This is a genomic window from Nocardia sp. NPDC005745 (genome assembly GCF_040630775.1).
Classification (GTDB): domain Bacteria; phylum Actinomycetota; class Actinomycetes; order Mycobacteriales; family Mycobacteriaceae; genus Nocardia.
In genome coordinates this window covers 50,653-77,613 of record NZ_JBEXYF010000001.1, presented here as the reverse complement: position 1 = coordinate 77,613, position 26,961 = coordinate 50,653, and the positions used below count along the sequence as shown (strand labels likewise).

Genomic DNA, 26,961 nt, shown 5'->3' with positions numbered 1-26,961 from the left:
CGCGCTGTCGGTGCGGCTGGGTAACGTTCGTCTGGTGAGCGATGGTTTGTTCGACGTGCCCGGTGCCGCGGTGCCCCCGGAGCATTCGATCGACACCGTGGTGCGCAGGGACGCGGGTGCGCCGCTGGCCGTGCGCATGCGTCCGGCCACGCTGGAGGAAGTGGTCGGCCAGCAGCATCTGCTCGGGCCCGGCTCGCCGTTGCGCAGGCTGATCGAGGGATCTGGCGCCGCATCGGTGCTGCTGTACGGGCCGCCCGGAACGGGCAAGACCACCCTCGCCTCGCTCATCTCGCAGGCCACCGGACGGCGGTTCGAGGCGCTGTCGGCCCTCTCGGCCGGCGTCAAGGAGGTGCGCGCGGTCATCGACATGGCGCGGCGCAGGCTGTCGGCGGGCGAGCAGACCGTGCTGTTCATCGATGAGGTACACCGTTTCTCCAAGACCCAGCAGGACGCGCTGCTGGCCGCGGTGGAGAACCGCATCGTCCTGCTGGTCGGCGCCACCACCGAGAACCCGTCGTTCTCGGTGGTGTCGCCGCTGCTGTCGCGCTCGCTGGTGCTGCAACTGCGGTCGCTGACCGAAGCCGACATCCGCCAGGTGCTCGGCCGCGCGATCGCCGATCCGCGTGGGCTCGGGGGCGAGTACACCGTCACCGACGCCGCGCTCGAGCACATCGTCCGGATCGCGGGCGGCGACGCCCGCCGCGCGCTGACCGCGCTGGAAGCGTCGGCCGAATCCTCGCTCGACGGCACCGTCGACGTGGACCTGGTCGAGGCCAGCGTGGACAAGGCCGCCGTCCGCTACGACCGCGCAGGCGACCAGCACTACGACGTGATCAGCGCGTTCATCAAGTCCATCCGCGGGTCGGACGTCGATGCCGCCTTGCACTACCTGGCACGCATGCTCAGCGCGGGCGAGGACCCTCGCTTCATCGCCCGCAGGCTGATGATCCACGCCAGCGAGGACATCGGCATGGCCGATCCGATGGCGTTGCAGACGGCGACCGCCGCCGCGCAGGTGGTGCAGCTGGTCGGCCTACCCGAGGGCCGCCTCGCGCTCGCACAGGCCACGATCCATCTGGCGACCGCCCCGAAGTCCGGCGCGGTGGTGGCCGCGATCGGAGCGGCCATGGCCGATGTCGCGGCGGGTAAGGCGGGCCCGGTCCCGCCGCACTTGCGTGATGGGCACTACGCGGGTGCGGCGGCACTCGGCAACGCGCAGGGCTATCGGTACCCCCACGACGACAAAGACGGCGTGCTCACCCAGCAGTACCCGCCCGACGAACTGGTCGGCGTCGACTACTACCGTCCCACCGACCACGGGCACGAACGCGAAATCGGTCCACGGGTCGACAAGCTGCGCCGCATCGTCCGAGGCTGACCGCTCAGAGCCGCTGGAGGGCTGGCTTCGCTGAGCGGTCGCGGGGACGCGACGGGTCCCCGGTCGATGAAAATTCGCATGCGCGGCACCGGTAGGCTGGGTATTCGTGCAGACCCACGAGATTCGACGGCGTTTCCTGGACCACTTTCTCCGTGCCGGCCACACCGAGGTGCCGAGTGCCTCGCTGATCCTGGCCGACCCGAACCTGCTGTTCGTCAACGCAGGCATGGTCCAGTTCAAGCCGTACTTCCTGGGTCAGGAGGCGCCGCCGTACCCGCGGGCGACCAGCGTGCAGAAATGCGTGCGGACGGGCGACATCGAAGAGGTCGGCGTCACCACGCGGCACAACACGTTCTTCCAGATGGCGGGGAACTTCTCCTTCGGTGACTATTTCAAGGAGGGGGCGATCACGCTCGCCTGGGAGCTGATCTCCAAGCCGCAGGACGAAGGCGGTTACGGCTTCGACCCCGAGCGGATCTGGGTGACCGTCTACCAGGACGACCCGGAGGCCGCTGAGATCTGGAAGCGGGTCGCGGGCATGCCCGAGGAGCGCATCCAGTTCCGCGACGGCAAGGACAACTACTGGGACATGGGCGTGCCCGGCCCCGGTGGACCCTGCTCGGAGATCTACTACGACCGCGGGCCCGAGCACGGCCGCGACGGCGGGCCGGTCGCCGACGAGGACCGCTACCTCGAGATCTGGAATCTCGTGTTCATGCAGGACGTCCGCGGTGAGCTGAGCCCGAAGCTGGGGCATCCGCCGGTCGGGTCGCTGCCGAAGAGGAACATCGACACCGGTATGGGCGTCGAGCGGATCGCGCTGCTGCTGCAGGGCGTGGACAACGTCTACGAGACCGACCTGCTGCGCCCCATCATCGACAAGGCCGAGGAGCTGACCGGACGTTCCTACGGCGTCCAGCACGAGGACGACGTCCGCTTCCGTGTGATCGCCGACCACGCCCGCACCGCCGCCATGCTCATCGCCGACGGCGTGAACCCGGGCAACGACGGCCGCGGATACGTGCTGCGCCGCCTGCTGCGCCGGATCGTGCGCTCGGCGCGCCTGCTCGGCGCCGAGAAGCCGGTGATGAGCGAGTTCATGAAGGTCGTCAGCGACCTGATGGCCCCGTCCTACCCGGAGCTGGCCACCGACTTCCGCCGGATCGAGACCGTCGCCGTCGGCGAGGAGACGGCGTTCCTGAAGACGCTGAACACCGGCTCCACCTTGTTCGACAACACCGCCGCCGCGGTGAAGGCCGGGGGCGGCAGCACGATCGCCGGGTCGGACGCGTTCACCCTGCACGACACCTACGGTTTCCCGATCGATCTGACGCTGGAGATGGCCGCCGAGGCCGGGCTGTCGGTCGACGAAGAGGGCTTCCGCTCGCTCATGGCCGAGCAGCGCAAGCGCGCCAAGGAGGACGCGCAGTCCCGTAAGCACGCCCACGCCGACCTGACGATCTACAAGGAGCTGGTCGACCGGGGCGCCACCGAGTTCACCGGCTTCGACGAGCTCACCTCCGAGGCCACCGTGCTCGCCCTGATCGCCGACGGCGTCCGGGTGCCCGCCGCGACCGTCGGACAGGACGTCGAGGTGATCCTGGACCGCAGCCCGCTCTACGCCGAGTCCGGTGGCCAGATCGCCGACCGCGGCTCCATCACCGCCTCCTCGGGCCTGAAGCTGCGCGTCAACGACGTGCAGAAGATCGCCAAGAAGCTGTGGGTGCACAAGACCACCGTGGAGCACGGCCAGGTCACCGAGGGCGATATCGTGCTCGCCCAAGCCGATCCCGCGTGGCGGCGCGGCGCCACGCAGGGCCATTCCGGCACACACATGGTGCACGCTGCCCTCCGCCAGGTGCTCGGCCCGAACGCCGTGCAGGCCGGTTCCCTGAACAAGCCGGGCTACCTGCGCTTCGACTTCAACTGGCAGGGCCAGCTGTCCGAGCAGCAGAAGGCCGACATCGAGGCCGTGTCCAACGACGCGGTAGGCGCCGACTTCCCGGTGAACACCTTCCTCACCGATCTGCCGAAGGCCAAGCAGATGGGCGCGCTGGCGCTGTTCGGTGAGAACTACGGCAACGAGGTCCGCGTCGTGGAGATCGGCGGCCCGTTCTCCATGGAGCTGTGCGGCGGTACGCACGTGCAGCATTCCTCACAGATCGGCCCGATCACCGTGCTCGGCGAGTCGTCGGTCGGCTCCGGTGTGCGGCGCGTCGAAGCGTTCGTCGGCCTGGACTCCTACAAGTACCTGGCCAAGGAGCGCGCACTGCTGGCCGGTGTCGCCTCCGCGCTGAAGGTGCCCTCCGAAGAGGTGCCGGGTCGCGTCGAGCAGCTCGTGGAGCGGCTCAAGGTGGCCGAGAAAGAACTCGAGCGCACGAAGATGGCGGCCGTGCTGTCGTCGGCGGCCACATTCGTCGAGGAAGCCGAGCGGATCGGCCGTCTGCTGCTGGTCGCCGTGGCCGCGCCGGAGGGCGTGCCCGCGGGCGATCTGCGCACCCTCGCCACCGATATCCGCGGCCGGTTCGGCAGCGAGCCCGCCGTGGTGGTGCTGCTCGGCAACGCCGACGGCAAGGTGCCGTTCGTGGTCGCCGTGAACAAGCCCGCGCAGGAACTCGGCATCAAGGCGGGTGATCTGGTCGGCAGCTTCGGCCCGAGTATCGCCGGACGCGGCGGCGGTAAGCCGGAGATGGCCCAGGGCGCGGGGTCGGATCCGTCCGGCATTCCGGCGGGCCTGGCCGCGGTCCGCGCGCGGGTGGCCGAACTCGCCGGGTGATGGGGGAGTCCGCGGAATCGGAGAGGTCGGCGCAGCGCGGCGCCGACCGGCCGGATCCCGCCACCGACCCCGGCCGGGGCAGGCGGATCGGCGTCGACGTCGGCAGTGTCCGGATCGGGGTCGCCGCGTGCGATCCCGACGGCATTCTCGCCACGCCGGTGGAGACCGTACCGCGCGCGAAATCGTCACGGCGTTCGGCTCCCGCACCCGATATCGAAAGAATTGCCGAAATTGTGCGGGAGTACGAGGCAGTCGAGGTAATCGTCGGATTGCCGCGAACATTACGCGGGGAGAAGGGGACTGCGGCTACGCTGGCCAGCGCATTCGCTGAGCGATTGCGGGCTTCCGTCGGGCCGGTGCCGGTCCGGCTTTCCGACGAACGTTTGACTACGGTGTCAGCTGCACGTGCATTGCGGGACAGTGGAGTTCGCGCGCGTGGCCAGCGGCAGGTGATCGATCAGGCGGCGGCCGTGTCGATCCTGCAAGGATGGTTGGACGAACGGAGTGCGGTGTTGAGGTCGGTGGAAGCGGGACGTCCCGCGTCGCCCGGGGACGATGCATGACGGATCGGTGGGCGCGGGCCGAGGAACTGTTCCGACAGCGCGAAGCTGATCGGCGGTATCGGAGAGACGACCGGGCCTGGGGCGAACACGACGACGGCGACGACTACTACGACGACGACGATACGACCGTCATCCCCCGCTACGTCGATGACGAGGAGGAGGAGCCGCCCACGCCGGCTCCGCCCGCCCCGCGGCGTGGCGGGCAGCGCGCGAGCGCCACCCGCGAGCAGGCGCCGCGCCGCGCGAAGCGCGTGCAGCCGGAGCGTTCGGAGCGCCCTGGTAAACGTGGCAAGCGATCCCGAGTGGCCTCGCGCAAAGCCGCCGAACGCAAGCGGCGCCGCCGGACCATATGGATCGTCGGCGGCGTCTTCGCGCTGATGTTCGCCGGCGCTGTCGTCTTCGCGGGCATGAAGCTGGTCGCCAGTTTCGGCCCGCCGGAGGACTTCGCGGGTCCGCCCGGACCCTTGGTGATCGTGCAAGTGCACGACGGCGACACCTCGACGCAGATCGCGGCGACCATGCACGACAAGGGCGTCGTCGCCAGCACCGGCGCGTTCATCGAAGCGGCCGTGCGGAATTCGAACATGAACTCGGTGCAGCCGGGCTTCTACGCGATCGCGAGCCGCAGTCCCGCCGCGCAGGCGGTCGCCGCGCTGGTCGGCAAGGACTCCAGGGTCGGCAATCTGGTCGTCTCCGAAGGACGTCTGCTGCACGACCAGCACGACATGAGCACCGGCGGGCGGTACGACGGCATCTACCGCAAGATCGCCGAGGCCAGCTGCATCGGCACCGGCGCGAACCAGAAGTGCGTGACCTACGAACAGCTCGATGCCGCGGGCGCGAGCCTGGACCTGGCCTCGCTCGGTGTGCCGGCGTGGGCGATGCAGGGTGTCAAGGACTGCCCGGACCGGGCGAGACAGCTGGAAGGCCTGATCGCCGCGGGCACATGGGATTTCGATCCCAGCGGCACTCCGGAGCAGATTTTGCGGCAATTGGTGTCCGCGAGCGCGAAGAGCTATGAATCCACCGGATTGCTGCAGTCCGGCGCCGACACGAAACTGACACCCTATGAGACGCTGGTCGCCGCCTCGCTGGTGGAACGCGAGGCGAAACCGCAGGACATGGGCAAAGTGGCACGGGTGATCGTGAACCGGCTGCGAGTCGATCAGATGCTGCAGTTCGACTCGACGGTGAACTACACGCTGGATCGCACCGAGGTGGCGACCACCGACGCCGACCGCGCTCAGGAAACCGCCTGGAACACCTATGCGATGCAGGGCCTGCCCAAGACCCCGATCGCCGCGCCGTCGTTGAACGCGTTGCGTGCGATGGAGAATCCGGAGGCGGGGCCCTGGCTGTACTTCGTCACCGTCGACAAACAGGGCACCACCTTGTTCACCGACGACTACCAGGAGCATCTGCGCCTGATCGCACGGGCGCAGCGCAGCGGCATTCTCGACAGTTCCAAGGACAGCGGTGGCCGGTAGTCGCAAGGCGGCGGTGCTCGGCAAGCCGATCGCACACTCGCGATCGCCCCAGCTGCACCTGGCCGCGTATCGCGCGCTCGGGCTCGACTGGAGCTACGAGCGCATCGAATGCTCGGCCGAGCAACTGCCCGGGTTCGTCGACGGGCTGGGCCCGGAATGGGTCGGGCTCTCGGTGACCATGCCCGGCAAGGAAGCGGCACTGGCCTACGCGCACGATCGCACCGAGCGTGCTGTGCTGGTCGGATCGGCCAACACCTTGGTCCGCACCGGCGCGGGCTGGCTGGCCGACTGCACCGACGTCGACGGCGTGCTCGGTGCGCTGCGCGGCGCAGGGGCCGGAGAACTGGCCGAAGGCGTGGTGCTGGGCGCGGGCGGTACCGCACGGCCCGCTCTGCTGGCGCTGTCGGAGCTGGGCGCGAAGTCGGTCACCGTGGTCGCGCGGGACGCGAACCGGGCGCGCGGTGCGCTCGAACTCGCCGAGCGGCTCGGAATGGTTGCCGCGTCGGCCGCGTTCGAGGCCGGGCCGCTCCAGGGGATTTGCGCGGCGGCAGGCGCCGTGATCAGTACCGTTCCCGCCACGGCGGCCGCGGTCGTCGCTCCCGCGGTGGCCGAGGCTCCGGTGGTGCTCGACGCGATCTACAACCCATGGCCGACACCGCTGGCCGAGGCGGTGTGGAGGGCCGGGCACACGGTGGTCAGCGGTTTGGAGATGCTGCTGAACCAGGCCTACGGGCAGGTCGAGCTGTTCACCGGGCAGCCCGCGCCGCGCGCGGAGATGGCGGCGGCGCTGGACGAGGGGCACCGGCCCCGGAATTGATACCGGTTCTAGTTTGGTTGAGCGCGACGCGGGGTTAGGGTGGTGCGCATGAATGCTTGGGTGTTGCGGGCGATCGTGCTCGGTGCGCTGGTCGTCGTGCTGCGCGCCGCGCTGGGGTTCGCGATGGTGTACTGGCCGACCCACGGGGCGTGGATGCGTGCGCTCGCACTGATCGTGCTGGTCGCAGCCGCCCTGTACTGGGGTTTCCTGGACGGACGCAAGGACAGGGCGGCCCAGCCCGATCCCGACCGTGGCACCGACCTGACACTGCTGTGGCTGAAGGCCGCGGTGGTGGCCGGCGTCGGCAGCGGTCTCGCCGCCTGGCTGCTCGACTGGTTGCCCAAATTCGACCTGGGAGACAACGGCCTGCTCTTCGAACTCACGGCGGCCGCGGCGTTCATCGTCCTGCTGATCTTCATCTTCGCCCTCATCGGCGTTGGCATCGGCCGCGCTCTCGCCGACCGCGCCGCGGGCAAACAGTCCACCCCCGCCTGAGGCCGGCTCGCGCATCGACGCGATCGGATGGACGGCGGGTGATCCGCGAATGAGGTTGCTCGTCCGTGTCATTTGCTGACGCATTGCCATAGGTGGCGATGCGGCCAACCGGCAGCGCCGGTGCGTGCCTCCCCTTTCCGCTGCTGACGCCGCCGGTTATGCTGCTGTGCAATGCATTTCAACGGGAGGGGAAGCGTTGTGCTGATTCGATTCGGGGTTACCGCGGCGATGGCGATCGCCGCGTCCGCGTTCGTGTTCGGCGGTCAGGCGGCGGCGAAAGCCGATGGCTGCGCCTCGGCGCAGCCCAAGTGGGGGTTCCAATGCGTGTCGTCGGCGTCGAACGTCTCGCTGGCGAGCTGCATGAAGGACGCGCCGCTCTGGAACGATCACGCGGAGTGCGTTCCGCGAAACGACGGCAGTGGTAGGTACGACCTCTGGGTCCCGTCCCACTGAGAGGAGAAACGGCGGACCCTCCTGGAGGGTCCGCCGTTCCTCGTTCGATCCAACACCACCGTCCGGCACCGGACGTGTCATGGCTCTACAGCAGGATGCCGCCGGTGTCGGGCTTGCCTTCGCGCGCCACGGCGGAGTAGGCGGCGGCCAGCAATGTGGGATCGGGTCCCTCGAGCCGGCCCGGCTTGGCGAGACCGTCGAGCACGACGAAGCGCAGCACGCCGGAGCGAGTCTTCTTGTCGGTCTGCATGGCGTCCAGCAGTTGCGGAAGTGCGTCGGCGTCGTAGCTGGTCGGCAGCCCGACGGCGGTCAGGATCGCGCGATGACGGTCGGCGGTGTCGTCGTCGAGACGGCCCGCGAGACGGCCGAGTTCGGCGGCGAACACCAGCCCGACGGAGACTGCCGCGCCGTGCCGCCACCGGTAGCGCTCCCGCCGCTCGATCGCGTGCCCGAGGGTGTGACCGTAGTTGAGGATCTCGCGGAGGCTGGACTCCTTCAGATCGGCGGCGACGACGTCGGCTTTCACCTGGATCGCGCGGCGGATCAACTCCGGCAGCACCTCGCCGGACGGGTCGAGGGCGGCCTCGGGGTCGCGCTCCACCAGATCGAGGATCACCGGGTCGGCGATGAAACCGGCCTTGATGATCTCGGCCATGCCCGCGACGATCTCGTTGCGCGGAACCGTCTCCAGCGTGGCCAGGTCGACCAGTACGGCGGCGGGCTCGTGGAAGCAGCCGACCAGGTTCTTGCCCGCCTCGGTGTTGATGCCGGTCTTGCCGCCGACCGCCGCGTCGACCATGGCCAGCAGCGTGGTGGGCACGTGCACGATGCGCACCCCGCGCATCCAGGTGGCGGCGACGAACCCGGCCAGGTCGGTCGCCGCGCCGCCGCCGAGGCTGACCACGACGTCGTTGCGGGTCAGGCCGATGCGCCCGAGCACCTCCCAGCAGAACCCGGCGACGGCCAGGTCCTTGCCCGCCTCGGCGTCCGGGATCTCGACGCGATGTGCGTCGATGCCGGTGTCGGCCAGCGCCTTCCGCACCGCTTCGGCGGTCTCGGCGAGCGGCGGCTGATGGAAGATGGCCACGGTGCGTACGCCTTTGGTCGCGCCGCTGACCGACTCGACGAGTTCGCCGAGCAACCTGCGGCCGATGATCACCGGGTACGGGTCGGCGGTCCGGACTTCGAGACGACTCGGCTCTGTCACGTGGCTTGCTCCGATTCTGTTGTTGCTGTTGTCGACTGCTGACGCGCCCGGGCGCGGGCACGGCGTGCGCGGGCACGCCTGGATCGGTTGCCGGCCGCGGTCTCGCCGTCGCTCGTTCCGCTCGCCGCGTCGGGTTCGCTCGTGCGGCCCCTGCGCGTACGGCGGGATCGAGCGGTGGTGGTCGCCGCCGATTCCTTCGTGGCGCCGGTTTCGGTGGCGGTGCTCTCGCCCTGATCGGCGGTCGTGCGCCGGGCCGCGGCCCTGGCCCTGGCGCGACGCCGGGACCGGGATCGGCTGCTGCCCTGCGGAATTCCGCTCGGTGGCGGCCGGAGATCCGCTTCGGCGTGCTCGACCGGCTCCATCCCGAGCTTGGTCATGATCATCCGTACCACCCGGCCCGGACTGCGACCGTCGGTGCGGACCCGGACGGTGGCCACCTCCCGGTAGAGCGGCCTCCGGGCGCGCATCAGCTCCCGGTACTTCGCGCCGGGGTCGGCGCCGTTGAGCAGCGGCCGCTGGGTGCTCGCGCCGGTGCGCCGAAGGCCCTCGGCCACACTGATCTCCAGGTAGACCACGGTGCGGCCGCGCAGAAGGGCCCTGGTGTCGGCGGACAGCACGGCGCCGCCGCCCAGCGAGACCACACCGCGCTCGGCGAGGACGGCGCGGCGCACCACCCGCTCCTCGATCCTGCGGAATTCGGGCTCACCGTCTTCGGCGAAGATCTCCGGGATGGTGCGACCGGTCTCCCGCTCGATGCCCGCATCGGTGTCGTACAGCTCGACGCCGAGTTCCCTGGCGAGCTTGCGGCCGATCGTGGACTTGCCCGCCCCCGGCGGTCCGACCAGCACCACGCGCGGGGCGCGCGGATCGGTCTGCACGATCATTGCGACCGACTGTCCGCGGGCACGTGGGGGCGAGTGCTGATGCGCTTGATGTAGCTGGTGATGTTCTCGACCGTCTCGGTGAGCGAATCGCCGCCGAACTTCTCCAGCGCCGCCTGCGCGACGACCAGCGCCACCATGGACTCGGCCACCACGCCCGCCGCGGGAACGGCGCACACGTCCGAACGCTGGTGGATGGCGACGGCCTCGTCTCCGGTGGTCATGTCGACGGTGGACAGCGCGCGCGGCACCGTCGAGATCGGCTTCATGGCCGCACGCACACGCAGCGCCTCGCCGTTGGTCATGCCGCCCTCCAGGCCACCGGCGCGATTGGTGGAGCGCAGCACGCCGTCGGGGCCGGGCCGCATCTCGTCGTGCGCCTGGCTGCCGCGGCGGCGTGCGGTCTCGAAACCGTCACCGACCTCGACGCCCTTGATGGCCTGGATGCCCATGAGGGCGGCCGCGAGCCGCGCGTCCAGCCGGTTCTCGCCGCTGGTGAACGAGCCGAGGCCGACCGGAAGTCCCTCCACGACCACCTCGACCACGCCGCCGAGGGTGTCGCCGTCCTTCTTGGCCGCCTCGATCTCGGCGATCATCGCGGCTTCGGCGTCCTTGTCGAACGCCCGCACCGGGCTCTCGTCCACCGCGGCGAGATCGGCGGCGGTCGGCACGATGCCGGAGGTGTTCCGCGCCGTGCCGATCGACACGACGTGCGAGACGACCTCCGCGCCGAACGCCTGGCGCAGGAAGTTGCGGGCGACGGTGCCCGCCGCGACGCGCGCGGCGGTCTCCCTGGCACTGGCGCGCTCGAGCACGTTGCGGGCGTCGTCGAAGTTGTACTTGAGCATGCCGGAGTAGTCGGCGTGCCCAGGCCGGGGGCGGGTCAGCGGTGCGTTGCGGGCCAACTCGGCGAGTTCGGCCGGATCGACCGGGTCGGCGGACATCACGGTGGTCCACTTCGGCCACTCGGAGTTGGCCACCTCGATGGCGACCGGGCCGCCCATCGTGCGCCCGTGCCGCACACCGCCGACGACGGTGACCTTGTCGGCCTCGAACTTCATCCGCGCGCCGCGGCCGTAGCCCAGCCTGCGGCGCGCGAGCTGCGTGGAGATCTCGTCCGACGTCACCTCGACGCCTGCCACCATCCCCTCGAGGAGGGCGACGAGAGCGGGACCATGGGATTCTCCAGCAGTTATCCAACGCAGCACGTCGTTCATCTTCCCATGTCGACGCCGGTGCCCGGGAACGTGGCCCGCCGTGACGACGCGCACGCCGGAGGAGGGGCGATACCACCCGCCGACGCCTCAGCGGGCTATGACGATGGGGCGATCCACCGAACGCAGCAGCGCCTCACCCACCGAACCGAACAGCAGCCGTCCCAGGGCTCCGCGGCCCCGGTTGCCCACCACCAGCAGTTGCCCGTCGCGGGAGCGTTCGAGCAACTGCCGCTCCGGCCGGTCGCGGACGACCTCGCGCCGGATGGTGAGTTCCGGATATTGCTCCTGCCAACCGGCCAGGCTTGTGGCGAGCAACGCTTCCTCGGTCCGGCGCAGCGCGGTCCAGTCCGTGCCGATCGCGCCGAGCGGCTCGACCTCGCCCCAGGTGTGCACGGCCACCAATTCGACCCCGCGCAGCGAAGCTTCGGTGGCCGCGACCTCGATGGCGGCTTGCTCGGCGGCGGAGCCGTCCACCCCGACGATCACCGGCCCGGTGTCGGCCCGGTCCCACAGCGGCGTCTCGGCAGGCACCACCGCGACGGGGCAATCGGCGTCCCGGGCGACTGCGGTGCTGACCGAGCCGAGCAGGACTCGCTGGACGCGGCCGATACCGCGGGTGCCGACCACGAGCATCGCCGCGCTGCGAGATCGCTCGATCAGGGCGGTGGCGACGTGCGCGGTGCGGATCTCGGTGCCGATGGCGATGTCGCGCACGGTACGCGCGGCCGCCACCGCGGCGTTCGCGGCGCGCTCGATCGCCTCGTCCGCTTCGCGCACCCGCAGCAACGCCGCCGGGCGTGGCGGATCGTCGTCGTCGGAGGCGAGCGGCGCCTCGACGACCAGCGCGATATGCAGGGGCGCGTCGTGCAGCGCGGCGGTCTGCGCCGCCCAGCGGACCGCGACGATCGATGGGTCCGAACCGTCGGTTCCCACCACGATCGGTCTCCGCGACGAATGCCTCGGATGCACTGGGTGGCTCCTTCCCGACGCCGCTTCCGCTGTCCTGGCGACTCGACCGGGCGACTCGCCGAACTGCCGACCCCGCGAGTGCCGCCGCGGTGGCTGCTCGGAAAGTCGTTGCCCGCGGCTGATGCTACCGATGAATTGCGGTGGATTTGCTGGCTTCGTGATCGCGGGTGTGCGCTGCGGAGACGCGCCGGCGCGGTGACGGACGACCTCAGGTCGAACCCAGGGCCGACGACAGCAAGGCCAGCAAAGTCGCCAGGCACATCGCGGGACCGTGTGGCACGGTGACCGCGTGGTTGCCCGGCCCGGCGGCACGTGAGGTGAATACGCCCCGGCAGGCCGATGCGCCGAGCGCGGCGCACCCGGTGAGCACCGGTGCTCCGAGTGCCGCCCACACCCACGGCCGCGCACCGCCGAGTGCGGCAGCCCCGCCCAGCATCACCGCGAGCTTGACGTCGCCCGCACCCAGCGCGGCGGGTGCGGCGAGATGTACCAGCAGGTACGGCGCGGAGAGGAGCAGTGCGCCCAGCAGTGCGGCGGTGAATTGCCCTGTGAGCACGGCGTATCCGAGGACCGTCAGCGCGCCCGTACCGGTCAGTCCGTTCGGCAGGCGGCGTTCGCGGAGGTCGAACATTGTCAGGACCGCGCACCACACGGTGAGGACGGCGCATGCGAGAAGGGTCATGCCTCCACCTTCACCCGGCACAGGCGCGGGAAAGCTGGGCCGATCCGGAATGTGCACAACATTGTCGGATGTGAACAGGTCGTTGTTCAGCAGTCGTCCTCGATCGTGAGAAAGAGTGCCTGCCAGCGATTTTCGCGAAACTCCGCACACAGCGAACGCGGCGGACGGCGGGCGAGCACGTGTTGACTGTCGGCGTGCGGTGCGTCGGCGGTAGTTTTGAGGTATGTGTGCAGATCACCAGGGTCATGTGCCGGACTACGCGGCGCGGCGTGGCGCGCTGCGCAGCCTGCTGGTGGAGAACGGGGTGGACGCCCTGCTGGTCACCGATCTGGTGAACATCAGATATCTGACGGGGTTCACCGGCTCCAACGCGGCGTTGCTCGTGCACTCCTGGGACACGCGCACCGCCGAGGAACGCACGGTGATCGGCACCGACGGCCGGTACCGAACCCAGGTCGCCGAGCAGGTTCCCGACCTGCGGGCGGAGATCGCGCGGGCCACCTCCCGGCGGATCGTGCAATTGGCGGGGGAGTGGCAGGTCGGCCGGGTGGGCTTCGAAAGCCATGTCGTCACCGTCGAGCAGCATCGCGGTTTCCTCGAACAGCGCACCGGCCTGCAGTTCGTCGCCTCGCCCGGGCTGGTGGAGCAGTTGCGCATGGTGAAAGACGCCTACGAAGTGGAACAGTTGCGCGCGGCGTGCGCGGCGGGCGACGCCGGTCTGGCCGCGCTGCTGGAGCGGGGCGGATTGCGGCCCGGTCGCACCGAGCGCCAGGTGGCCCGGGATCTGGAATGGGCCATGTTCGAGCACGGCGCGGAAGCGGTGTCGTTCGAGACCATCGTGGCCACCGGCCCGAACTCGGCTGTCCCACACCATCGTCCGACCGGCGCCGTGCTGGCGGCGGGCGATTTCGTCAAGCTGGACTTCGGGGCGGTGGTCGGCGGCTACCACTCCGACATGACCCGCACTTTCGTACTCGGCACGCCGAGCGACTGGCAGCGCGAGGTGTACGCGCTGGTCGCCGCGGCGCAGCGGGCCGGGCGCGAGGCGCTGCGGCCGGGGATCCCGGTGGCCGACGTGGACGCGGCGTCGCGGGCGGTGATCGAGGCCGCCGGGCACGGGAAGTTGTTCGTGCACGGACTCGGCCACGGGGTCGGTCTGCAGATCCACGAAGCGCCCGGAATCGCGAAAACCGGAACCGGTACACTTCTGTCTGGCGTGGCGGTGACCGTCGAACCAGGTGTGTACTTTCCCGGCCGCGGCGGGGTCCGGATCGAGGACACGCTCGTGGTGCGCGAAGGGGGCCCTGAGCTGCTCACCCACACCAGCAAAGACCTGACCGTCGTCGCCTGACGCCGGTCTGCCCGAGACCAAGCGGTAGAACGAGGAGATCCGAAGACAGTGGCGGACACCAGCGACTTCAAGAACGGCCTTGTGCTGAAGATCGACGGTCAGCTCCAGCAGATCATCGAGTTCCAGCACGTCAAGCCGGGCAAGGGTCCCGCGTTCGTGCGGACCAAGCTGAAGAACGTCGTGTCCGGCAAGGTCGTCGACAAGACCTTCAACGCCGGTGTGAAGGTGGAGACCGCCACCGTCGACCGCCGCGACATGACCTACCTCTACCACGACGGCTCGGACTACGTCTTCATGGACGGTGAGACCTTCGACCAGATCTCCATCTCCGAGGCCACCATCGGCGACGGCGCCCGCTTCCTGCTGGAGAACATGAACGTCCAGGTCGCGATGCACGAGGGCGCGCCGCTGTATGTCGAGCTCCCGGTCTCGATCGAGCTCGTGGTCCAGCACACCGACATCGGCCTGCAAGGTGACCGCTCCACCGGCGGCACCAAGCCCGCCACCCTGGAGACCGGCGCCGAGGTGCAGGTCCCGCTGTTCATCAACACGGGCGACAAGCTGCGCATCGACTCGCGCGACGGCAGCTACCTCGGCCGGGTCAACGCCTGAGCGCCCGGGCCTGCGAATCCGGGATGATGTGACCGTGGCTGAACAGCCCGTGGACAAGAAGTCCGCGTACAAGAAGCTCGGCGCACGGCACAAGGCCCGCCGCCGGGCGGTCGACCTGCTGTTCGAGGCGGAGGCCAGAGACGTCGACGCCGCCGACCTGCTCGACGAGCGCGCCGAACTCGCCACCCGCGACCAGTCGGTCGCGCCGGTGCACCCCTACACCCGCACCTTGGTCGGCGGCGTAGCCGACGACCTCGACCGGGTGGACGGCACCATCGAGTCGTACCTGCAGGACTGGACTCTCGCGCGTCTCCCCGCCGTGGACCGCGCGATCCTGCGCATCGCGGTCTGGGAGCTGTTCCACGCGAGCGACGTCCCGCCGGTCGTCGCCGTGGACGAGGCGGTGGAGCTGGCCAAGGAGCTGTCCACCGACGATTCCCCGTCCTTCCTCAACGGCGTGCTGGGGCAGGTCGTCCTGGTGGCGCCGCAGGTGCGCGCCGCGGCGGCCGCGACGAGGGCGCCGCGCCCGGAGCCCGAGCCGTGAACAAGTACCTCGTGCTGGTGATGCGTACTCCGCGCTTCGACGCCGCTGTGACCGAGCCGCACCGGCAGTTCCTGCGGTCGCTGCACGACCGTGGGCAGTTGCAGGAGAGCGGCCGCTTCACCGACGGCACCGGTGGCGCGTACGTGATTCTCGCCGAGAATCTCGACGCCGCACGGGAAATAGCGTTCACCGACCCCGTGCACACCACCGGCGCCTCGGAACTGACCATCTACGAGTGGGAAATCACCACACCGAACTGAGGGCGCCGCATCCTCACCTCGGTCCCGGTATAGGCGCTCGCAGTCCAGCTCGGCTCACCGCCCGAAGCCGAAGGCGATGCCCGTTTTCATTCCGGTCGTTCCGACGCCGCCCAGCGCCTCGCCTGGTCTCGAAGGGTGGAACTCCCGCTGGTGGGTGTACGGATGACCAGCGGGAGCACGACCGATCCTCGTACCTCGACCGCACTCGAGGTCAAGCGGGCCTCGCGGGCACTGCTCGGCGACCGCCGTCTCGGGGGGCTAACCCGTGATCAACAGCGCCGCGACCGCGCCGGCGGTGGCGGTCACCGCGAGGACGAGGCCGGTCAGGACGAATCGCTTCATCGGAACGCGCACATCGTGCATGCGGCAGAACTCCAAGCACAGCAGCGTCGCGAGCGAGGCCCACGGCGTGACGATCGAGCCGATATTGGTACCGATCAACAGCCCGAGAAGCTGATCGCCGTTCTGCCGGGGAATCACCGCCTCGCCCGCGGTGTAGGCCGGTAAATTGTTCGCGATGTTCGAGAGGCCGGCGCCTGCCGCGGCGGCCCGGAACGCGCCGGACGCACCCGGATCGGTCCCGATCAAGGCGTGCATCGCGTCGGCGAGGCCGAACCGGCTCAGGGTGGGCACCACCAGGAACAGGCCGACTACGAAGACGAGCAGCCGCCATGGAATGAGCGACAGCCGCAGGGCGGCGCGGTCGAAGACCGCGAACGCCGCCACGGCGATGAGCGCCGCGAGCGTCGCCGCGATACCGATCCGGTCGCCGACGACGGGGATCGCGATGACGAACAGCGAACAGGCGCCTGCGGTGGCCAGCAGCAGCGAGCGCTCCCGGAAGTTCGCGGGGCGGATCGGCTCGGGCGGCACGTAGCGATCGGTGTCCCGTCGTCCTCGCCGCCAGTACCACAGCCACAGGCACACCATCGTCGCCGCGATCGAAACCAGTTGCGGCGCCCACATCTTCGCCGCGAAGCCGGTCGCGGTCAGTGCCACGCGATCGGCGGCGAGCAGATTGGTGAGATTGGAGACCGGCAACAGCAGACTCGCGGTATTGGCCAGCCAGAGCGTGGTCATGGCCAGCGGAAGCGGCGGGATCCGGGCGGGCGCCGCGAGGGCCAGCATGACCGGGGCGATCAGCACTGCCGTGGTGTCGAGATTCAGCACGATGGTCGTGGCGGAGGCGAACAGGACACAGAGTCCGAACAGCGCGGGATAGTGACCGCGCCCGAGGATCGCGAGCCGATGGGCGATGACGTCGAAGACCTTGGCCTGCCTGGTCAGTTCGGCCAGCACGATCACGCTGGCGAGGAACAGCAGCAACGGGCCGACGCGACGCATGTTCGCGGCGGCCTCGGCGCGGGGCAGGAGACCGGTGAGCACACACAGCAGGCCTGCCCCCAGCAAGCCGAGCCGGACCCGGTCCAGGACGCTCAGCCGCGGCTTCGATGCCGGCGTGGCCGGGGCGGAGGACGAGTTACGCGAAGAGGAGTCGACCAGGCGGGGCACGAGTGCCATGATCGCAGCCCTTCGTTCGCGCCCCTTTCGGGCGGGGCGGCTGATGTAGTCGGCAGCCAACGGATTACCCGTTGAACGTGCCGTTATCCAATGGTACGTTATTCAAGTCACAGGTCGGCCCGGATGTCGGCTCGAACACATTCAGGCCGTTTCGGGGGCCCGGGGAGTTGTGTCCGAGCCGGCTTCGGTTCTCGTCCGCCGCCGAATCGAGGATGTGTTGCCCATGAGCATCGCCATCGGACTGGTCTTTCTGTTCATCTTGGTCGGAGGCAGCCTACGGTCGGCCGAAGCGGGCTGTCAGAACACGCTGATGAACCACATGAAGAACATGTGGCTCTGCGCCGTGATCTCCTACGCCGTAGCACTTACCGGCTTTTCGATTTTCCTCGCACTGTCGTCGAAGTCGCCGTGGCCGACGCTCGACGACCTGCGGAACATGCCGTGGTGGGCGCCGTTCGGCGGCTTGCTGGGCGGCGCGGCCGTTATGGGAATGATCGCCGTCGCCCGATACGTCGGTGTGGCGACCTTCAGCGCGCTGGTGATCGTCGGCGAGATGGTGGTCGCCGTGATCATGGACCACTTCGGACTGATGGGATTCGACGAGCGATCCGCCAGTCCGCCCCGTCTGCTCGCATGCGGGCTGATCACGCTCGCGATCTACCTGATGGCCGACGAGCCCGCGGCCGGCGAGCCCAGGGTCAGCGTCACCTGACCCGAGAACACGCACCGCTGCCGGTCCAACCATCCAACCTTCGCGCCCTCCGAGGATTCTCGATGACGGTTCAGACCGCCGAAAAGACCCGTGCCGCCCTGCCCCGCGCCACGATGGCACTCATCTTCGCATTCATCCTGGTCGGAGGTGCCCTGCGCTCCGTGGAAGCCGGATGCCAGAACTCCCTCAAGCTCGCACTGAAGAATGTCTGGCTGTGCGGCGTGATCTCCTACGCCGTGGCATTCACCGGCTTCGCGATCTTTCTCACCGTGGCGCTGCTGGTTTCCTCCCGTCGGCCATGGCCGACGCGGCTCGACATCCGAAGCATGCCCCGGTGGGCGCCGTTCGGAGGTCTCCTCGGCGGTGCCGCGATCCTGGCGATGATCTCGGTGGCTTCCGATGTGGGCGCGGGCACATTCAATGCCCTGATCATCGCGGGGCAGATGTTCGGTGCCCTCGCGATCGATCACTTCGGGCTGATGGGTTTCCCGCGGCGGTCGGTGAACTCCAAGCGCATCGTCGCCTGTGTCATGATCATCGCCGGGATCTATCTCATGGCGACCTACTGACCAGGCGCGCGAGGCACGCCCAGGACCTACTGGTCTGCCGTGTTCTGAGAGACCGATAGGGTATCTCTCGCAACGTTGCCTCGCCGAGGGAAGTAGGAGACATGGCCACGAACGAGCTGACCGTGACGGACGTCCGCACCGCACAGGAGGCGTGGGCACTGTTCGACCGCCTCCCCGCGGCGCCGGTCGAGGAGATCACGACGGGGCGCTGGCGGGGAGAGGAACTGCACACGGGCCATCCGATGGATGGTGTGCTGGTGGCTTCGGGCTGGTACGGCAAGCAGTTCGACGGCGCCGATCACGTGCATCCTCTGCTGTTCACCTCGGGCGGCGACGTTTTCCCGATCGATCCGCGCCGCGTCCCGCTCGGCCTGGCCGGGCGGGTGCCGCTGTCCGGAGTGCGCGCCCTGCGCAAACTGCTGCCCGCCCTCGCTCCCGCGCTGCGTACGCGCAAACCCACCGCGCGTCTGCGTGCGGTCGAATACCGCGGAGTGACGAGTGCCGCGATGGTCTACGACCACCTGCCGATCATCGATCACTTCCGGCGCGCCGACGGGCACACCCTGCTCGGCGTGATGGATTTGCGCGGTATGGCCGAACCGTACTTCTTCGTCCTGCACAGGGACATCGGCTAGGCGGCCGCGGATCCGGTCGGCCGCAGCCGATCCGGATCCGGTGCCGCGCCCATCGCACTAGGATTTGCGCGACAGGCGGGACCTTGCGGGATGCGGCGACCGAGGAGGCACAGTCGATGGAACGCACGACATGCCTGGTGGTCGGCGGGGGACCGGCCGGAATGTTCCTCGGGCTGCTGCTGGCCAGGGCCGGTGTCGAGGTCACGGTGCTGGAGAAGCACACGGATTTCCTCCGTGACTTCCGCGGCGACACCGTGCATCCCACCACCCTCGATCTGATCGACGAACTGGGTCTCGGCGCCGAATTCGCGAAACTTCCCGCGCGCAAGGTGGATCAGGTGCAGTTGCCGATCGCGGGCGGCCTACAGACTCTCGCGACGCTGAAAAACCTGCCGGGCAAGCACAAATATGTCGCCATGGTGCCGCAATGGGATCTGCTGGATCTGCTCGCGCGTGCCGCGGCGGCCGAGCCCACCTTCCACCTGCGGATGAATACCGAGGCCACCGACCTGGTCTGGATCGACGGACGGGTCGGTGGCGTCGTCTACCGCACCGCCGACGGCGCGACCGGCTCGATCGAAGCCGACCTCACCGTGGCCTGCGACGGCCGTGGCTCCCTGCTGAGGTCGGCCGCGGGGTTGTCGGCACACACTTGGTCGACGCCGATGGACGTCTGGTGGTTCCGCCTGCCGCGCACCGAGATCGACCCCGCCGGCGCGCTGCCGATCGTCAGCGCCCGGCGGGTGGCGGTTCTGCTCGACCGCGGCGACTACTGGCAGTGCGCGACGTTGATCGCCAAGGGCGCTGACGAATCAGCCCGCCGCGGACCGGTCGAGGACATCATGCGCGGCCTGGCCGAGGCCGCGCCCTGGCTCCACGACAGGGTCGACGCCTTGTCCGGCTGGGACGAGGTCAAGCTGCTGGAAGTGAAACTCGACCGGCTGACCCAGTGGTACACCCACGGCCTGCTCTGCCTCGGCGACGCCGCCCACGCCATGTCACCCGCCGGTGGCGTCGGCATCAACCTGGCTGTTCAGGATGCCGTCGCCGCGGCGAGAATCCTCGCCCCGCCGCTGCTCTCGGGCGCGCTGCGGATCAGGGATCTGGCGAAGGTGCAGCGACGGCGCAGATTCCCGACCGTCGTGACGCAGGGCATGCAGCGGCTCCTGCACGCCATCGCGATCGCTCCCGCGCTGGACGGGCGAATCGACATCGCGAGCGCTTCCCGCGCACCGCTGCCGGTCCGGATCCTGCGCCGCGTCCCCGTGATACGCAGCGTGCCACCGTACTTGCTCGCTCGCGGCGTCTTGCCGGAGCACGCTCCGCACTTCGCCCGGCGGTAGCGGTGCGGGCGGGTGCTCAGGCCGGAACGTCGGGGGATGAGGCGGGCGGGGTCGCGATCCAGCCCGCGACGGCCACGAGACCGGTCGGGCGGTGTACGGCGAGAAAGCCGAAGGGACGGTCGAAGTTCACCGAGACGACGGGTGCGTAGTGGTGCCGCAGCGCCGCCGCTGCCGCGCGTAACGCGAAGGACGTCACAGCGGCGGCCTCGAAGCCTTCATGGCTGAACCGGGCGAGGACCTCCTGCGCTCCTCGGCCGACGCAGAGCGGGAAAGGCGAGATCGCCGGGAAATGGCCCTGGGTGCAGTCCGTCGCGGCGGTCAGGCCGAACAAGCCGGACCCGGTGAGCAGGTCATGGGTGGATCGGACCTCGAAGGGCGGCAGCCGGATTCGCAGTTGACCGGTTCGGGTCGGCACCTGCTCGGTGCGCACGGCGAGGCCCGGCCCCTCGGTGCCGACCGGCAGGTCGGAGCGGATCGGCACGGCGCAGGCCAGCGCCGCCAGGCCGGTTCCGAGCACGGTCCCCGATCGGCCCGTGCCGAGCAGCAGGTGGACGTCGAGGTCGGCCACACCTTCGACGACGACGCGCGTGACCGGCTCCGGCGCGTCCAGGATCGCGGCGTTCGCCAGGTCTGTGCTCACGCGGGACAACCCGGGGCCGCGATGCCCCTGCCACGGACCGTCTTTCGGGGTCAGCGTCGCGACCTCGAAGGGCGCCTGCCACCGGGTCTTCGCGACCAGCGCGGTGGCGAGCACCAGCAGCGTGCCGGGATCGACCGAGAGGGGGAACCGCTCGATGAGCCCGTCGGTATGCCGCGCCGCCCAGCTGTCGAGTTCGGACTGACCGGCCAGCCGGGCGAGAACTCCCTCGGGCAGCGCCCGCGCCCAGGCTTCGTGCAGCGGAAGATCATGGCGCACCCACACGCCCAGTGCCGCCGACACCGCGTCCGCGCTGGAGGTCGTGCAGCAACCGGAGCGCTTCTTCCCGGGCGTTCGCCGCGGGTACGCCGATCGCCGTCGACAGTTCATCCCGGGCCGGACCGTCCGCCGCGGAGGCGAGCAAGGCCAGCAGTGGCCAGACGCCCGCGCCGGACACCACGAAGTCTCGCTCGCCCGCCGCCGCGCACCAGCGTGCCGTTAGAGCGTTGGCGGCGCCGACATGGGAATCCAGAGAAGTCCGCACGACACCCACCCTAGCCACGGCGGGGGCAGGTTTCGCGCCGCTCTCAGGACGTGGCGGCTTCCGGACGCAGCACGATTTTGCCCAGCGGAGTCCGGTTCTCCAGCAGCCGATGCGCGTGACTCGCCTGTTCGAGCGGCAGTACCGTCTCGACCAGCGGATCGAGCCCGCCCGCCGCCGCGCGGGCCAGCACGGCTCCGCGCGCCTGCGCGACTCGGTTCAGCCAGTCCGGCCCCGCGCAGCCGGTGAAGGTCAACCCGCGCATGATCAGGTCGGTCGCCGACACCTGCGCGGGTGCGCCGGACAGCCAGCCGTAGCCCAGCATCCGTCCGCGCAGCGGAGTCATGAGATCGAGGAGGCCGGAAGCGCTCGCACCGCCGATCGAATCGAACACCACGTCCACCGTTGCGCCGCCGAGTGTTTCACGCAGCCGGGTGGTCCACGCGGGATCGTGGTGGTCGATCACTTCGTCGGCGCCCAGCTCGCGCGCCCGGGCCGCTTTCTCGGGACTGCCCGCGGTGCCGATGACGCAAGCCGCCCCGAATTCTCCGGCCAGCTGGGTCAGGGCGCTGCCGACGCCCGTGGCGGCCGCCTCGATCAGGACGGTTTCGACGCCCGTCAGCGCGGCGGTCTCCAGCAGTGGAATCGCCACCGATCCGTTCATCAGCACCGCGGCGGCGTCGACGAAGGACAGGCCGTCCGGAATGGGCGTCACGGAATCGGCGGGCGCGGCCACGAATTCGGCGTAGGCGCCGAAGCCTCTGGTCGCCACTACGACTCGCCGTCCGAGCAGCGCGGAGTCGACCTGGGCGCCGACCTCCGTGACGATTCCCGCGGCCTGGAAACCGAAGGTCAGCGGCGGTGGCGCGGCGAGCGGGAACTCGCCGGAGCGCAGCTTTGTCTCCGGGAACAGCACCGGTATCGCCTCGGCTCGGATCACCACCTCGTCCTCGGCCGGTCGCGGCGCGGGGACCTCTTCGGCCACCAGCACGTCGGGGTCTCCTACTGCCGTCATTACGATTGCCTGCATCACGAACTCCATAAGTTGACTGACGGTCCAATTGATTACTGAATCATATGGACCGACGGTCAACTTGTCTAGAAGGCGGGTGCGATGGGCGACGGACGACCCAGGGAACGGGCGGACGCGGCGCGTAATCGACGGGCGATCCTGGAGGCCACCAGCGCGCTGCTCGCGGAGCACGGCGCCGAGGCGATCACCATGGAGCGTGTCGCGGCGGCCGCCGGAGTGGGCAAGGGCACCATCTTCCATCGCTTCGGCAACCGCGCCGGGCTCTTGCACGAGATGGTCGCCGAGAGCGCGCTCGCGCTCATGGACGCGATCACCAACGGCCCACCGCCGCTGGGTCCCGGTGCGGCCGCCGATGCCCGCTTGATCGCCTACTTCGACGCGATGGCGCGGCTGGTGATCGACAATTCAGAGCTGATGGTCGCCTATCGCACCGAGCCGCCGCATCCGCGGACCGCCGAGTTCCACGCGTTCTGGGACAACCACATCACCACGTTGCTGCGCGAAGCGCGTCCGGACCTGGACGCGGAAGTGGTCGGGCGGCTGCTGCTCGGCGCGTTGAGCGCCGAGTTGGTGCCCGCCATGGTCCGGGCCGGTGAGACCGATCGGTTGCTGGCGGCGGTGCGGGAGTTGGTCGAGTCTGTGCTGCGCACGCCCTGACCGCTCAACCCTCCGCGCGTTGATCGCCCCGTGCGCGGGGCGGCGGCCGTGGACCGCGTCGGCGCGACGACAAGAGTTCGTGCGTGCCGGATCGGTACGGATTCAGGTCGCAAAGGCGGTTCTCGGGATGCCCGGTGTTCGATTCCGTTGTGCCGCATTGTCTTCCGGTCCGGGGCCCGCGCGCGATCAGTCCCGCGACAGGATGGCCTCGAAGCGTTCGTCCGCGCGGTCGAGTTGGTCGAGGATGTGCTGCCGGACGTGGTCGGCCAGCGGTGTGTCCGGGCGGGTGACCAGGTCGCGATAGACGTCGGTGAGCGGGCGGTATTTGGCGGCGAGCTTCGTCATCGCGGGACCGGTGGCGTAGAGGATGCCGACGCCGTTGTCGGTGAAATCGGAGAGTTTGATGACGCGGGCCCACGGGTCCCGGTCCAGGTTGGCCGCGACGTGTTCGCGGTACTGCGCCTGCCGGTCGCGCGCCGGATCCGGTGCGGGATTGGTCACCGCGGCGACGAGATCGGCCACTCGCGCACCGAACCGATCGGTGAGTGCGTCCAGCGCGGCGTCGACGGCCGGGCCGGGGCGATCGGCGGCCAGTTCGGCGGCGTGGTCCTCGACCGAGTCGTGCAACAGCCCCGCCGCGACCACATCGGGATCCCGGACCTCGTAGTGGCTGATGATCCGAATCGTCACGCGCAGTAGGTGACTGAGGTACGGCTCGCGTCCGTACCGGTCGTCACGGTGCAGGTCGGCCGCGAGATCGAGCGCCGCGGCCAGGCGCTGCGTGTCCGGAAGTTCGGCGATTTCCAGTAGTAGTCGTTCCCGCAGCCCGGCTTCGCCGTAGACCTCGCTGATCGTGTGCAGCGGCATCACGGCCAAGACCCCCGCCCCTGGATTGCTCATGTTGCCAGGCTAACCGGACATGGCGACACGTGAAGGGGGACGGAGCGCCCGGGGCCCGCTCATCGGACGCCGCGTGGGCGGTACTGAATGCTGATCCGCGGACCGGTGGGTTTGCGTGTCTTCGGCACCGCGTGCTCCCAGGTGCGCTGGCACGAGCCGCCCATCACGAGTAGATCGCCGTGTCCGACAGCGTATTTGATGCTCGCGCCGCCGCCGCGCGGCCGCAGCAGCAGCGCCCGCGGGGCCCCGATCGACACGATCGCGACCATGGTGTCGTGTGTGGCCCCGCGGCCGATGTCGTCGCCGTGCCAGGCGACGCTGTCACGCCCGTCCCGGTAGTAGCACAGGCCCGCGGTGCGGAAAGGCTCGCCGAGTTCGTACCGGTAGTGCTCGTTCAATGCCGCGCGGGCGTCGGCCAATGTCGGGTCCGGCAGCGGTTCGTGCTCGGAATAGAACCGCAGCAGCCGGGGCACGTCGACCACGCGGTCGTACATCGGCCTGCGCTCTGCCCTCCACGGCACCCGGTCGACGAGCCGGTCGAACAGCGCGTCGGCGCCGGAGAGCCATCCTGGCAGCAGATCCACCCAGGCCCCGTGGTCGAGCACGGTACGGCGCGTATCGCGCAGCGGCGCGAATGCGGTGTCGCCGAATCCGTCGAGCAGCGATCCCTGCAGCGGTGTGGACATATGGCCGAGCGTACCGCTGGTCGAACATATGTGCTAGCGGTTTTCGGCCACGGTTGCCGAGTATTTCGGTGTGGATCTGGCCCAGAGCTCGCTGGGTGCGGATGGTGGACCACCCTCCGGGCCTGGGACGATCGGGTGGCGCCGCTCGATCGCTCGCGGCTCCGGGCAGCTGGGATCTCGGACTGATTCTCGCGGACCGCCGGTAGTGCGCGACCGCGTCCCCTGCGGCGGTCAGTGGCCCCGCTCACAGCGTGATATGCCTGGTGAAAGCGGGGCTGACGGCGCTGATACGCTGCTTGCCGTAAGACATCCTTTAACGGACCGTCCGGTGAGGCGGGGAAGGAGGTCGGCATGGCCGTGCCCGAAGAGCGGGCCGCCAAGTCCGGCGCTGCCGAGACATCGCAGCGACATACCCCGGAGTGGGTGGCGGCGGGGCGAGAGCTGTTGTCGGCTTCGGATGTCGGGCGGACCGTCGCGCGCATCGCGCATCAGATCATCGAGAAGACCGCGCTGGACGCGGGTGAGCCGGACGCGCCGCGGCTGGTGCTGATCGGCATCCCCACCCGGGGAACCACCCTGGCGGCGCGGCTCACCGAGAAGATCGAGGAATTCTCCGGCGTCCGTCCGGCTCTGGGCTCGCTGGACATCACCCTCTACCGCGACGATCTGCGCAGCCGTCCGCACCGGCCGCTGGAACGCACCTCCGTTCCGGAAGGCGGCATCGAGGACGCGCTGGTGGTTCTGGTCGACGACGTCCTGTTCTCCGGTCGCACCGTCCGCTCCGCGCTCGACGGCCTGCGCGACCTGGGCCGGCCGCGCGCGGTGCAGCTGGCGGTGCTGATCGACCGCGGTCACCGGGAACTGCCGATCCGCGCCGATTACGTGGGCAAGAACGTACCGACCAGCCGGTCCGAGGACATCTCGGTCCTGCTGTCCGAACACGACGGCAGCGACGGCGTCTACCTGCACCAGGAGGAGGCGTGATGGAACTGCCACACGTCGGCTCGCGGCAGGAGGCATGCGCATGAGGCATCTGCTGTCGGTCGCCGCGCTGGATCGCACCGCCGCGACCGAACTGCTCGACGAGGCCGAGCGGTTCGAACAGGCCCTGCTCGGCCGCGAGGTGCACAAACTGCCCACGCTGCGTGGGCGCACCGTGATGACGGTCTTCTTCGAGAACTCCACCCGGACCCGGGTCTCGTTCGAGGTGGCGGGCAAATGGATGAGCGCGGACGTGATCAACGTCAGCGCGAGCAGTTCCTCGGTCGCCAAGGGTGAGTCTTTGCGCGACACCGCGCTGACCTTGCACGCCGCGGGCGCCGACGCGTTGATCGTGCGGCACCCGGCGTCCGGCGCCGCCCACCAGATCGCCCGCTGGATGGACGAGTGGGCCGTCTCGGCAGGACGCCCCTCCGGCCCGGCGGTCGTCAACGCGGGTGACGGAACACACGAGCACCCGACCCAGGCCCTGCTGGACGCGTTGACGCTGCGGCAGCGGCTCGGCGACATCGAGGGCAAACGGGTCATCATCGTCGGCGACATCCTGCACAGCCGGGTCGCGCGGTCCAACGTCTTCCTGCTGGCCACGCTCGGCGCGGAGGTCGTGCTGGTCGCGCCGCGCACGCTGCTTCCGGTCGGCGTGGAGAGCTGGCCCGCCCGCGTCTCGCACCATTTGGACGCCGAACTGATCGGCGCCGACGCGGTGCTGATGCTGCGCGTGCAGGCCGAGCGGATGAACGGCGGGTTCTTCCCGTCGGCGCGCGAGTACTCGATCACCTACGGGTTGTCCGAACGCAGGCTGGCCCTGCTGGAGGAGCACGCCGTCGTGCTGCACCCCGGACCGATGCTGCGCGGCATGGAGATCGCGTCCTCGGTCGCGGACTCGCCGAAAGCCGCGGTGCTGCAACAGGTCACCAACGGCGTGCACCTGAGGATGGCGGTCTTGTTCCGCCTGCTCGTCGGGACACAGGAGGTAGTGGCATGAGCGGTCAGGCCCGGAGGAGGCAGCGCAGCGTGACCACGCAGGGCCCCGCTC

At 69.6% G+C, this 26,961-nt stretch carries 28 protein-coding genes and 1 pseudogene; 18 read left to right on the top strand and 11 right to left on the bottom strand.

All coding sequences use genetic code 11. The features are described 5' to 3' along the window. Positions 1-34: 34 nt before the first annotated feature. The 7 genes from ABZ420_RS00410 to ABZ420_RS00380 all read left to right on the top strand — a co-directional run bounded on the left by ABZ420_RS00410 (position 35) and on the right by ABZ420_RS00380 (position 7,969). Positions 35-1,378 carry a replication-associated recombination protein A gene (locus tag ABZ420_RS00410; RefSeq protein ID WP_357115580.1) on the top strand — a complete coding sequence of 448 codons (1,344 nt, stop codon included), beginning with the start codon at positions 35-37 and terminating at the stop codon, positions 1,376-1,378. 106 nt (positions 1,379-1,484) lie between these two features. Then, entirely contained in the window at positions 1,485-4,154 is a 2,670-nt protein-coding gene (gene alaS / locus ABZ420_RS00405; RefSeq protein WP_357115577.1) for an alanine--tRNA ligase, read from the top strand. Next, positions 4,154-4,717: a Holliday junction resolvase RuvX gene (gene ruvX, locus ABZ420_RS00400; protein ID WP_357115575.1), complete on the top strand. Its 564-nt coding sequence runs from the start codon at positions 4,154-4,156 to the stop codon at positions 4,715-4,717. Before alaS ends, ruvX begins: the two co-directional genes overlap by 1 nt. Continuing rightward, positions 4,714-6,204, top strand: a complete 1,491-nt coding sequence (locus ABZ420_RS00395; RefSeq protein ID WP_357115572.1) for an endolytic transglycosylase MltG — start codon at positions 4,714-4,716, stop codon at positions 6,202-6,204. The genes ruvX and ABZ420_RS00395 overlap by 4 nt, the downstream gene beginning before the upstream one ends. Then, positions 6,194-7,021 carry a shikimate dehydrogenase gene (locus tag ABZ420_RS00390; protein ID WP_357115569.1) on the top strand — a complete coding sequence of 276 codons (828 nt, stop codon included), beginning with the start codon at positions 6,194-6,196 and terminating at the stop codon, positions 7,019-7,021. The genes ABZ420_RS00395 and ABZ420_RS00390 overlap by 11 nt, the downstream gene beginning before the upstream one ends. 48 nt (positions 7,022-7,069) lie before the next feature. Beyond that, entirely contained in the window at positions 7,070-7,516 is a 447-nt protein-coding gene (locus tag ABZ420_RS00385) for a B-4DMT family transporter (RefSeq protein ID WP_357115567.1), read from the top strand. 171 nt (positions 7,517-7,687) lie between these two features. After that, complete coding sequence (locus ABZ420_RS00380) at positions 7,688-7,969, top strand: hypothetical protein (protein ID WP_245659988.1); 282 nt, start codon at positions 7,688-7,690, stop codon at positions 7,967-7,969. An 85-nt stretch (positions 7,970-8,054) separates the two neighbouring features. Here the strand turns inward: ABZ420_RS00380 and aroB are convergent, their stop codons facing one another. The 5 genes and pseudogenes from aroB to ABZ420_RS00355 form a co-directional block, all read right to left on the bottom strand. Continuing rightward, positions 8,055-9,176 carry a 3-dehydroquinate synthase gene (gene aroB, locus ABZ420_RS00375; RefSeq protein ID WP_357115564.1) on the bottom strand — a complete coding sequence of 374 codons (1,122 nt, stop codon included), beginning with the start codon at positions 9,174-9,176 and terminating at the stop codon, positions 8,055-8,057. A gap of 236 nt (positions 9,177-9,412) precedes the next feature. Then, a pseudogene (locus ABZ420_RS00370) lies at positions 9,413-10,060 on the bottom strand (shikimate kinase); the annotation flags it as partial. Beyond that, positions 10,057-11,265, bottom strand: coding sequence for a chorismate synthase (gene aroC / locus ABZ420_RS00365; RefSeq protein WP_357116425.1), 1,209 nt, complete (start codon positions 11,263-11,265; stop codon positions 10,057-10,059). The gene aroC and the pseudogene ABZ420_RS00370, both read right to left, overlap by 4 nt. Before the next feature lie 96 nt (positions 11,266-11,361). Next, the gene (locus ABZ420_RS00360; protein WP_357115562.1) at positions 11,362-12,210 is read right to left on the bottom strand and encodes a universal stress protein; all 849 of its coding nucleotides are present in this window, start codon (positions 12,208-12,210) and stop codon (positions 11,362-11,364) included. 241 nt (positions 12,211-12,451) lie between these two features. Further along, positions 12,452-12,925 (bottom strand): prepilin peptidase, encoded by a 474-nt coding sequence (locus ABZ420_RS00355; RefSeq protein WP_357115559.1) that lies wholly within the window; start codon positions 12,923-12,925, stop codon positions 12,452-12,454. Positions 12,926-13,148: 223 nt separating this feature from the next. On the opposite strand from ABZ420_RS00355, the gene ABZ420_RS00350 reads away from it, so the two are divergent. Genes ABZ420_RS00350 through ABZ420_RS00335 form a run of 4 tightly spaced genes read left to right on the top strand, consistent with a single transcriptional unit; the run spans position 13,149 to position 15,692 of the window. After that, positions 13,149-14,276: a Xaa-Pro peptidase family protein gene (locus ABZ420_RS00350; protein WP_357032360.1), complete on the top strand. Its 1,128-nt coding sequence runs from the start codon at positions 13,149-13,151 to the stop codon at positions 14,274-14,276. Positions 14,277-14,324: 48 nt separating this feature from the next. After that, on the top strand, positions 14,325-14,888 hold the full coding sequence (efp, locus tag ABZ420_RS00345) for an elongation factor P (RefSeq protein ID WP_040867576.1): 564 nt from the start codon (positions 14,325-14,327) through the stop codon (positions 14,886-14,888). Between the two features lie 34 nt (positions 14,889-14,922). Further along, positions 14,923-15,432 (top strand): transcription antitermination factor NusB, encoded by a 510-nt coding sequence (nusB, locus tag ABZ420_RS00340; RefSeq protein ID WP_040867601.1) that lies wholly within the window; start codon positions 14,923-14,925, stop codon positions 15,430-15,432. Beyond that, positions 15,429-15,692 (top strand): YciI family protein, encoded by a 264-nt coding sequence (locus ABZ420_RS00335; RefSeq protein ID WP_357115556.1) that lies wholly within the window; start codon positions 15,429-15,431, stop codon positions 15,690-15,692. Before nusB ends, ABZ420_RS00335 begins: the two co-directional genes overlap by 4 nt. Positions 15,693-15,950: 258 nt before the next feature. Here ABZ420_RS00335 and ABZ420_RS00330 read toward each other — a convergent pair whose 3' ends face one another. Continuing rightward, positions 15,951-17,213, bottom strand: coding sequence for an SLC13 family permease (locus ABZ420_RS00330; RefSeq protein WP_357115553.1), 1,263 nt, complete (start codon positions 17,211-17,213; stop codon positions 15,951-15,953). A 223-nt stretch (positions 17,214-17,436) separates the two neighbouring features. Here ABZ420_RS00330 and ABZ420_RS00325 point away from each other — a divergent pair, with 223 nt between their 5' ends. The 4 genes from ABZ420_RS00325 (at position 17,437) to ABZ420_RS00310 (ending at position 20,472) form a co-directional block, all read left to right on the top strand. Next, positions 17,437-17,925, top strand: coding sequence for a DMT family transporter (locus tag ABZ420_RS00325; RefSeq protein ID WP_357115551.1), 489 nt, complete (start codon positions 17,437-17,439; stop codon positions 17,923-17,925). 62 nt (positions 17,926-17,987) lie between these two features. Continuing rightward, entirely contained in the window at positions 17,988-18,494 is a 507-nt protein-coding gene (locus ABZ420_RS00320) for a DMT family transporter (protein ID WP_357115548.1), read from the top strand. 101 nt (positions 18,495-18,595) lie between these two features. Then, positions 18,596-19,129: a DUF4334 domain-containing protein gene (locus tag ABZ420_RS00315; RefSeq protein ID WP_357115545.1), complete on the top strand. Its 534-nt coding sequence runs from the start codon at positions 18,596-18,598 to the stop codon at positions 19,127-19,129. A gap of 116 nt (positions 19,130-19,245) precedes the next feature. Further along, entirely contained in the window at positions 19,246-20,472 is a 1,227-nt protein-coding gene (locus ABZ420_RS00310) for an FAD-dependent oxidoreductase (protein WP_357115542.1), read from the top strand. A gap of 16 nt (positions 20,473-20,488) precedes the next feature. On the opposite strand, the gene ABZ420_RS00305 is transcribed toward ABZ420_RS00310, so the two are convergent. The 3 genes from ABZ420_RS00305 to ABZ420_RS00295 are packed head-to-tail and all read right to left on the bottom strand — an operon-like array spanning position 20,489 to position 22,680. Beyond that, positions 20,489-21,412: a serpin family protein gene (locus ABZ420_RS00305; protein ID WP_357115539.1), complete on the bottom strand. Its 924-nt coding sequence runs from the start codon at positions 21,410-21,412 to the stop codon at positions 20,489-20,491. Next, complete coding sequence (locus ABZ420_RS00300) at positions 21,378-21,653, bottom strand: hypothetical protein (protein ID WP_357115536.1); 276 nt, start codon at positions 21,651-21,653, stop codon at positions 21,378-21,380. The genes ABZ420_RS00305 and ABZ420_RS00300 overlap by 35 nt, the downstream gene beginning before the upstream one ends. A 43-nt stretch (positions 21,654-21,696) precedes the next feature. Beyond that, positions 21,697-22,680, bottom strand: a complete 984-nt coding sequence (locus ABZ420_RS00295; RefSeq protein ID WP_357115533.1) for a zinc-binding dehydrogenase — start codon at positions 22,678-22,680, stop codon at positions 21,697-21,699. Positions 22,681-22,764: 84 nt separating this feature from the next. Here ABZ420_RS00295 and ABZ420_RS00290 point away from each other — a divergent pair, with 84 nt between their 5' ends. Next, on the top strand, positions 22,765-23,340 hold the full coding sequence (locus ABZ420_RS00290) for a helix-turn-helix domain-containing protein (RefSeq protein ID WP_357115530.1): 576 nt from the start codon (positions 22,765-22,767) through the stop codon (positions 23,338-23,340). Positions 23,341-23,526: 186 nt separating this feature from the next. Here ABZ420_RS00290 and ABZ420_RS00285 read toward each other — a convergent pair whose 3' ends face one another. Both ABZ420_RS00285 and ABZ420_RS00280 read right to left on the bottom strand, forming a co-directional pair. Further along, positions 23,527-24,240, bottom strand: a complete 714-nt coding sequence (locus ABZ420_RS00285; protein ID WP_357115528.1) for an HD domain-containing protein — start codon at positions 24,238-24,240, stop codon at positions 23,527-23,529. 59 nt (positions 24,241-24,299) lie between these two features. Further along, on the bottom strand, positions 24,300-24,926 hold the full coding sequence (locus ABZ420_RS00280) for an alpha-ketoglutarate-dependent dioxygenase AlkB (protein WP_357115525.1): 627 nt from the start codon (positions 24,924-24,926) through the stop codon (positions 24,300-24,302). A 351-nt stretch (positions 24,927-25,277) separates the two neighbouring features. Between ABZ420_RS00280 and pyrR the strand changes: the two genes are divergently transcribed. After that, complete coding sequence (gene pyrR, locus ABZ420_RS00275; RefSeq protein WP_357115522.1) at positions 25,278-25,910, top strand: bifunctional pyr operon transcriptional regulator/uracil phosphoribosyltransferase PyrR; 633 nt, start codon at positions 25,278-25,280, stop codon at positions 25,908-25,910. A gap of 40 nt (positions 25,911-25,950) precedes the next feature. Continuing rightward, entirely contained in the window at positions 25,951-26,910 is a 960-nt protein-coding gene (locus ABZ420_RS00270; RefSeq protein WP_357115519.1) for an aspartate carbamoyltransferase catalytic subunit, read from the top strand. The last annotated feature ends 51 nt before the right edge of the window (positions 26,911-26,961 follow it).

Coding starts and splice junctions, on each gene's coding strand:
- ruvX (WP_357115575.1), top strand. CDS start 4,154: ATGGGGGAGTCCGCGGAATCGGAGAGGTCGGCGCAGCGCGGCGCCGAC.
- ABZ420_RS00395 (WP_357115572.1), top strand. CDS start 4,714: ATGACGGATCGGTGGGCGCGGGCCGAGGAACTGTTCCGACAGCGCGAA.
- ABZ420_RS00385 (WP_357115567.1), top strand. CDS start 7,070: ATGAATGCTTGGGTGTTGCGGGCGATCGTGCTCGGTGCGCTGGTCGTC.
- ABZ420_RS00380 (WP_245659988.1), top strand. CDS start 7,688: ATGCATTTCAACGGGAGGGGAAGCGTTGTGCTGATTCGATTCGGGGTT.
- ABZ420_RS00355 (WP_357115559.1), bottom strand. CDS start 12,925: ATGACCCTTCTCGCATGCGCCGTCCTCACCGTGTGGTGCGCGGTCCTG.
- ABZ420_RS00350 (WP_357032360.1), top strand. CDS start 13,149: ATGTGTGCAGATCACCAGGGTCATGTGCCGGACTACGCGGCGCGGCGT.
- ABZ420_RS00330 (WP_357115553.1), bottom strand. CDS start 17,213: ATGGCACTCGTGCCCCGCCTGGTCGACTCCTCTTCGCGTAACTCGTCC.
- ABZ420_RS00325 (WP_357115551.1), top strand. CDS start 17,437: ATGAGCATCGCCATCGGACTGGTCTTTCTGTTCATCTTGGTCGGAGGC.
- ABZ420_RS00320 (WP_357115548.1), top strand. CDS start 17,988: ATGACGGTTCAGACCGCCGAAAAGACCCGTGCCGCCCTGCCCCGCGCC.
- ABZ420_RS00315 (WP_357115545.1), top strand. CDS start 18,596: ATGGCCACGAACGAGCTGACCGTGACGGACGTCCGCACCGCACAGGAG.
- ABZ420_RS00310 (WP_357115542.1), top strand. CDS start 19,246: ATGGAACGCACGACATGCCTGGTGGTCGGCGGGGGACCGGCCGGAATG.
- ABZ420_RS00295 (WP_357115533.1), bottom strand. CDS start 22,680: ATGCAGGCAATCGTAATGACGGCAGTAGGAGACCCCGACGTGCTGGTG.
- ABZ420_RS00290 (WP_357115530.1), top strand. CDS start 22,765: ATGGGCGACGGACGACCCAGGGAACGGGCGGACGCGGCGCGTAATCGA.
- ABZ420_RS00285 (WP_357115528.1), bottom strand. CDS start 24,240: ATGAGCAATCCAGGGGCGGGGGTCTTGGCCGTGATGCCGCTGCACACG.
- ABZ420_RS00280 (WP_357115525.1), bottom strand. CDS start 24,926: ATGTCCACACCGCTGCAGGGATCGCTGCTCGACGGATTCGGCGACACC.
- pyrR (WP_357115522.1), top strand. CDS start 25,278: ATGGCCGTGCCCGAAGAGCGGGCCGCCAAGTCCGGCGCTGCCGAGACA.
- ABZ420_RS00270 (WP_357115519.1), top strand. CDS start 25,951: ATGAGGCATCTGCTGTCGGTCGCCGCGCTGGATCGCACCGCCGCGACC.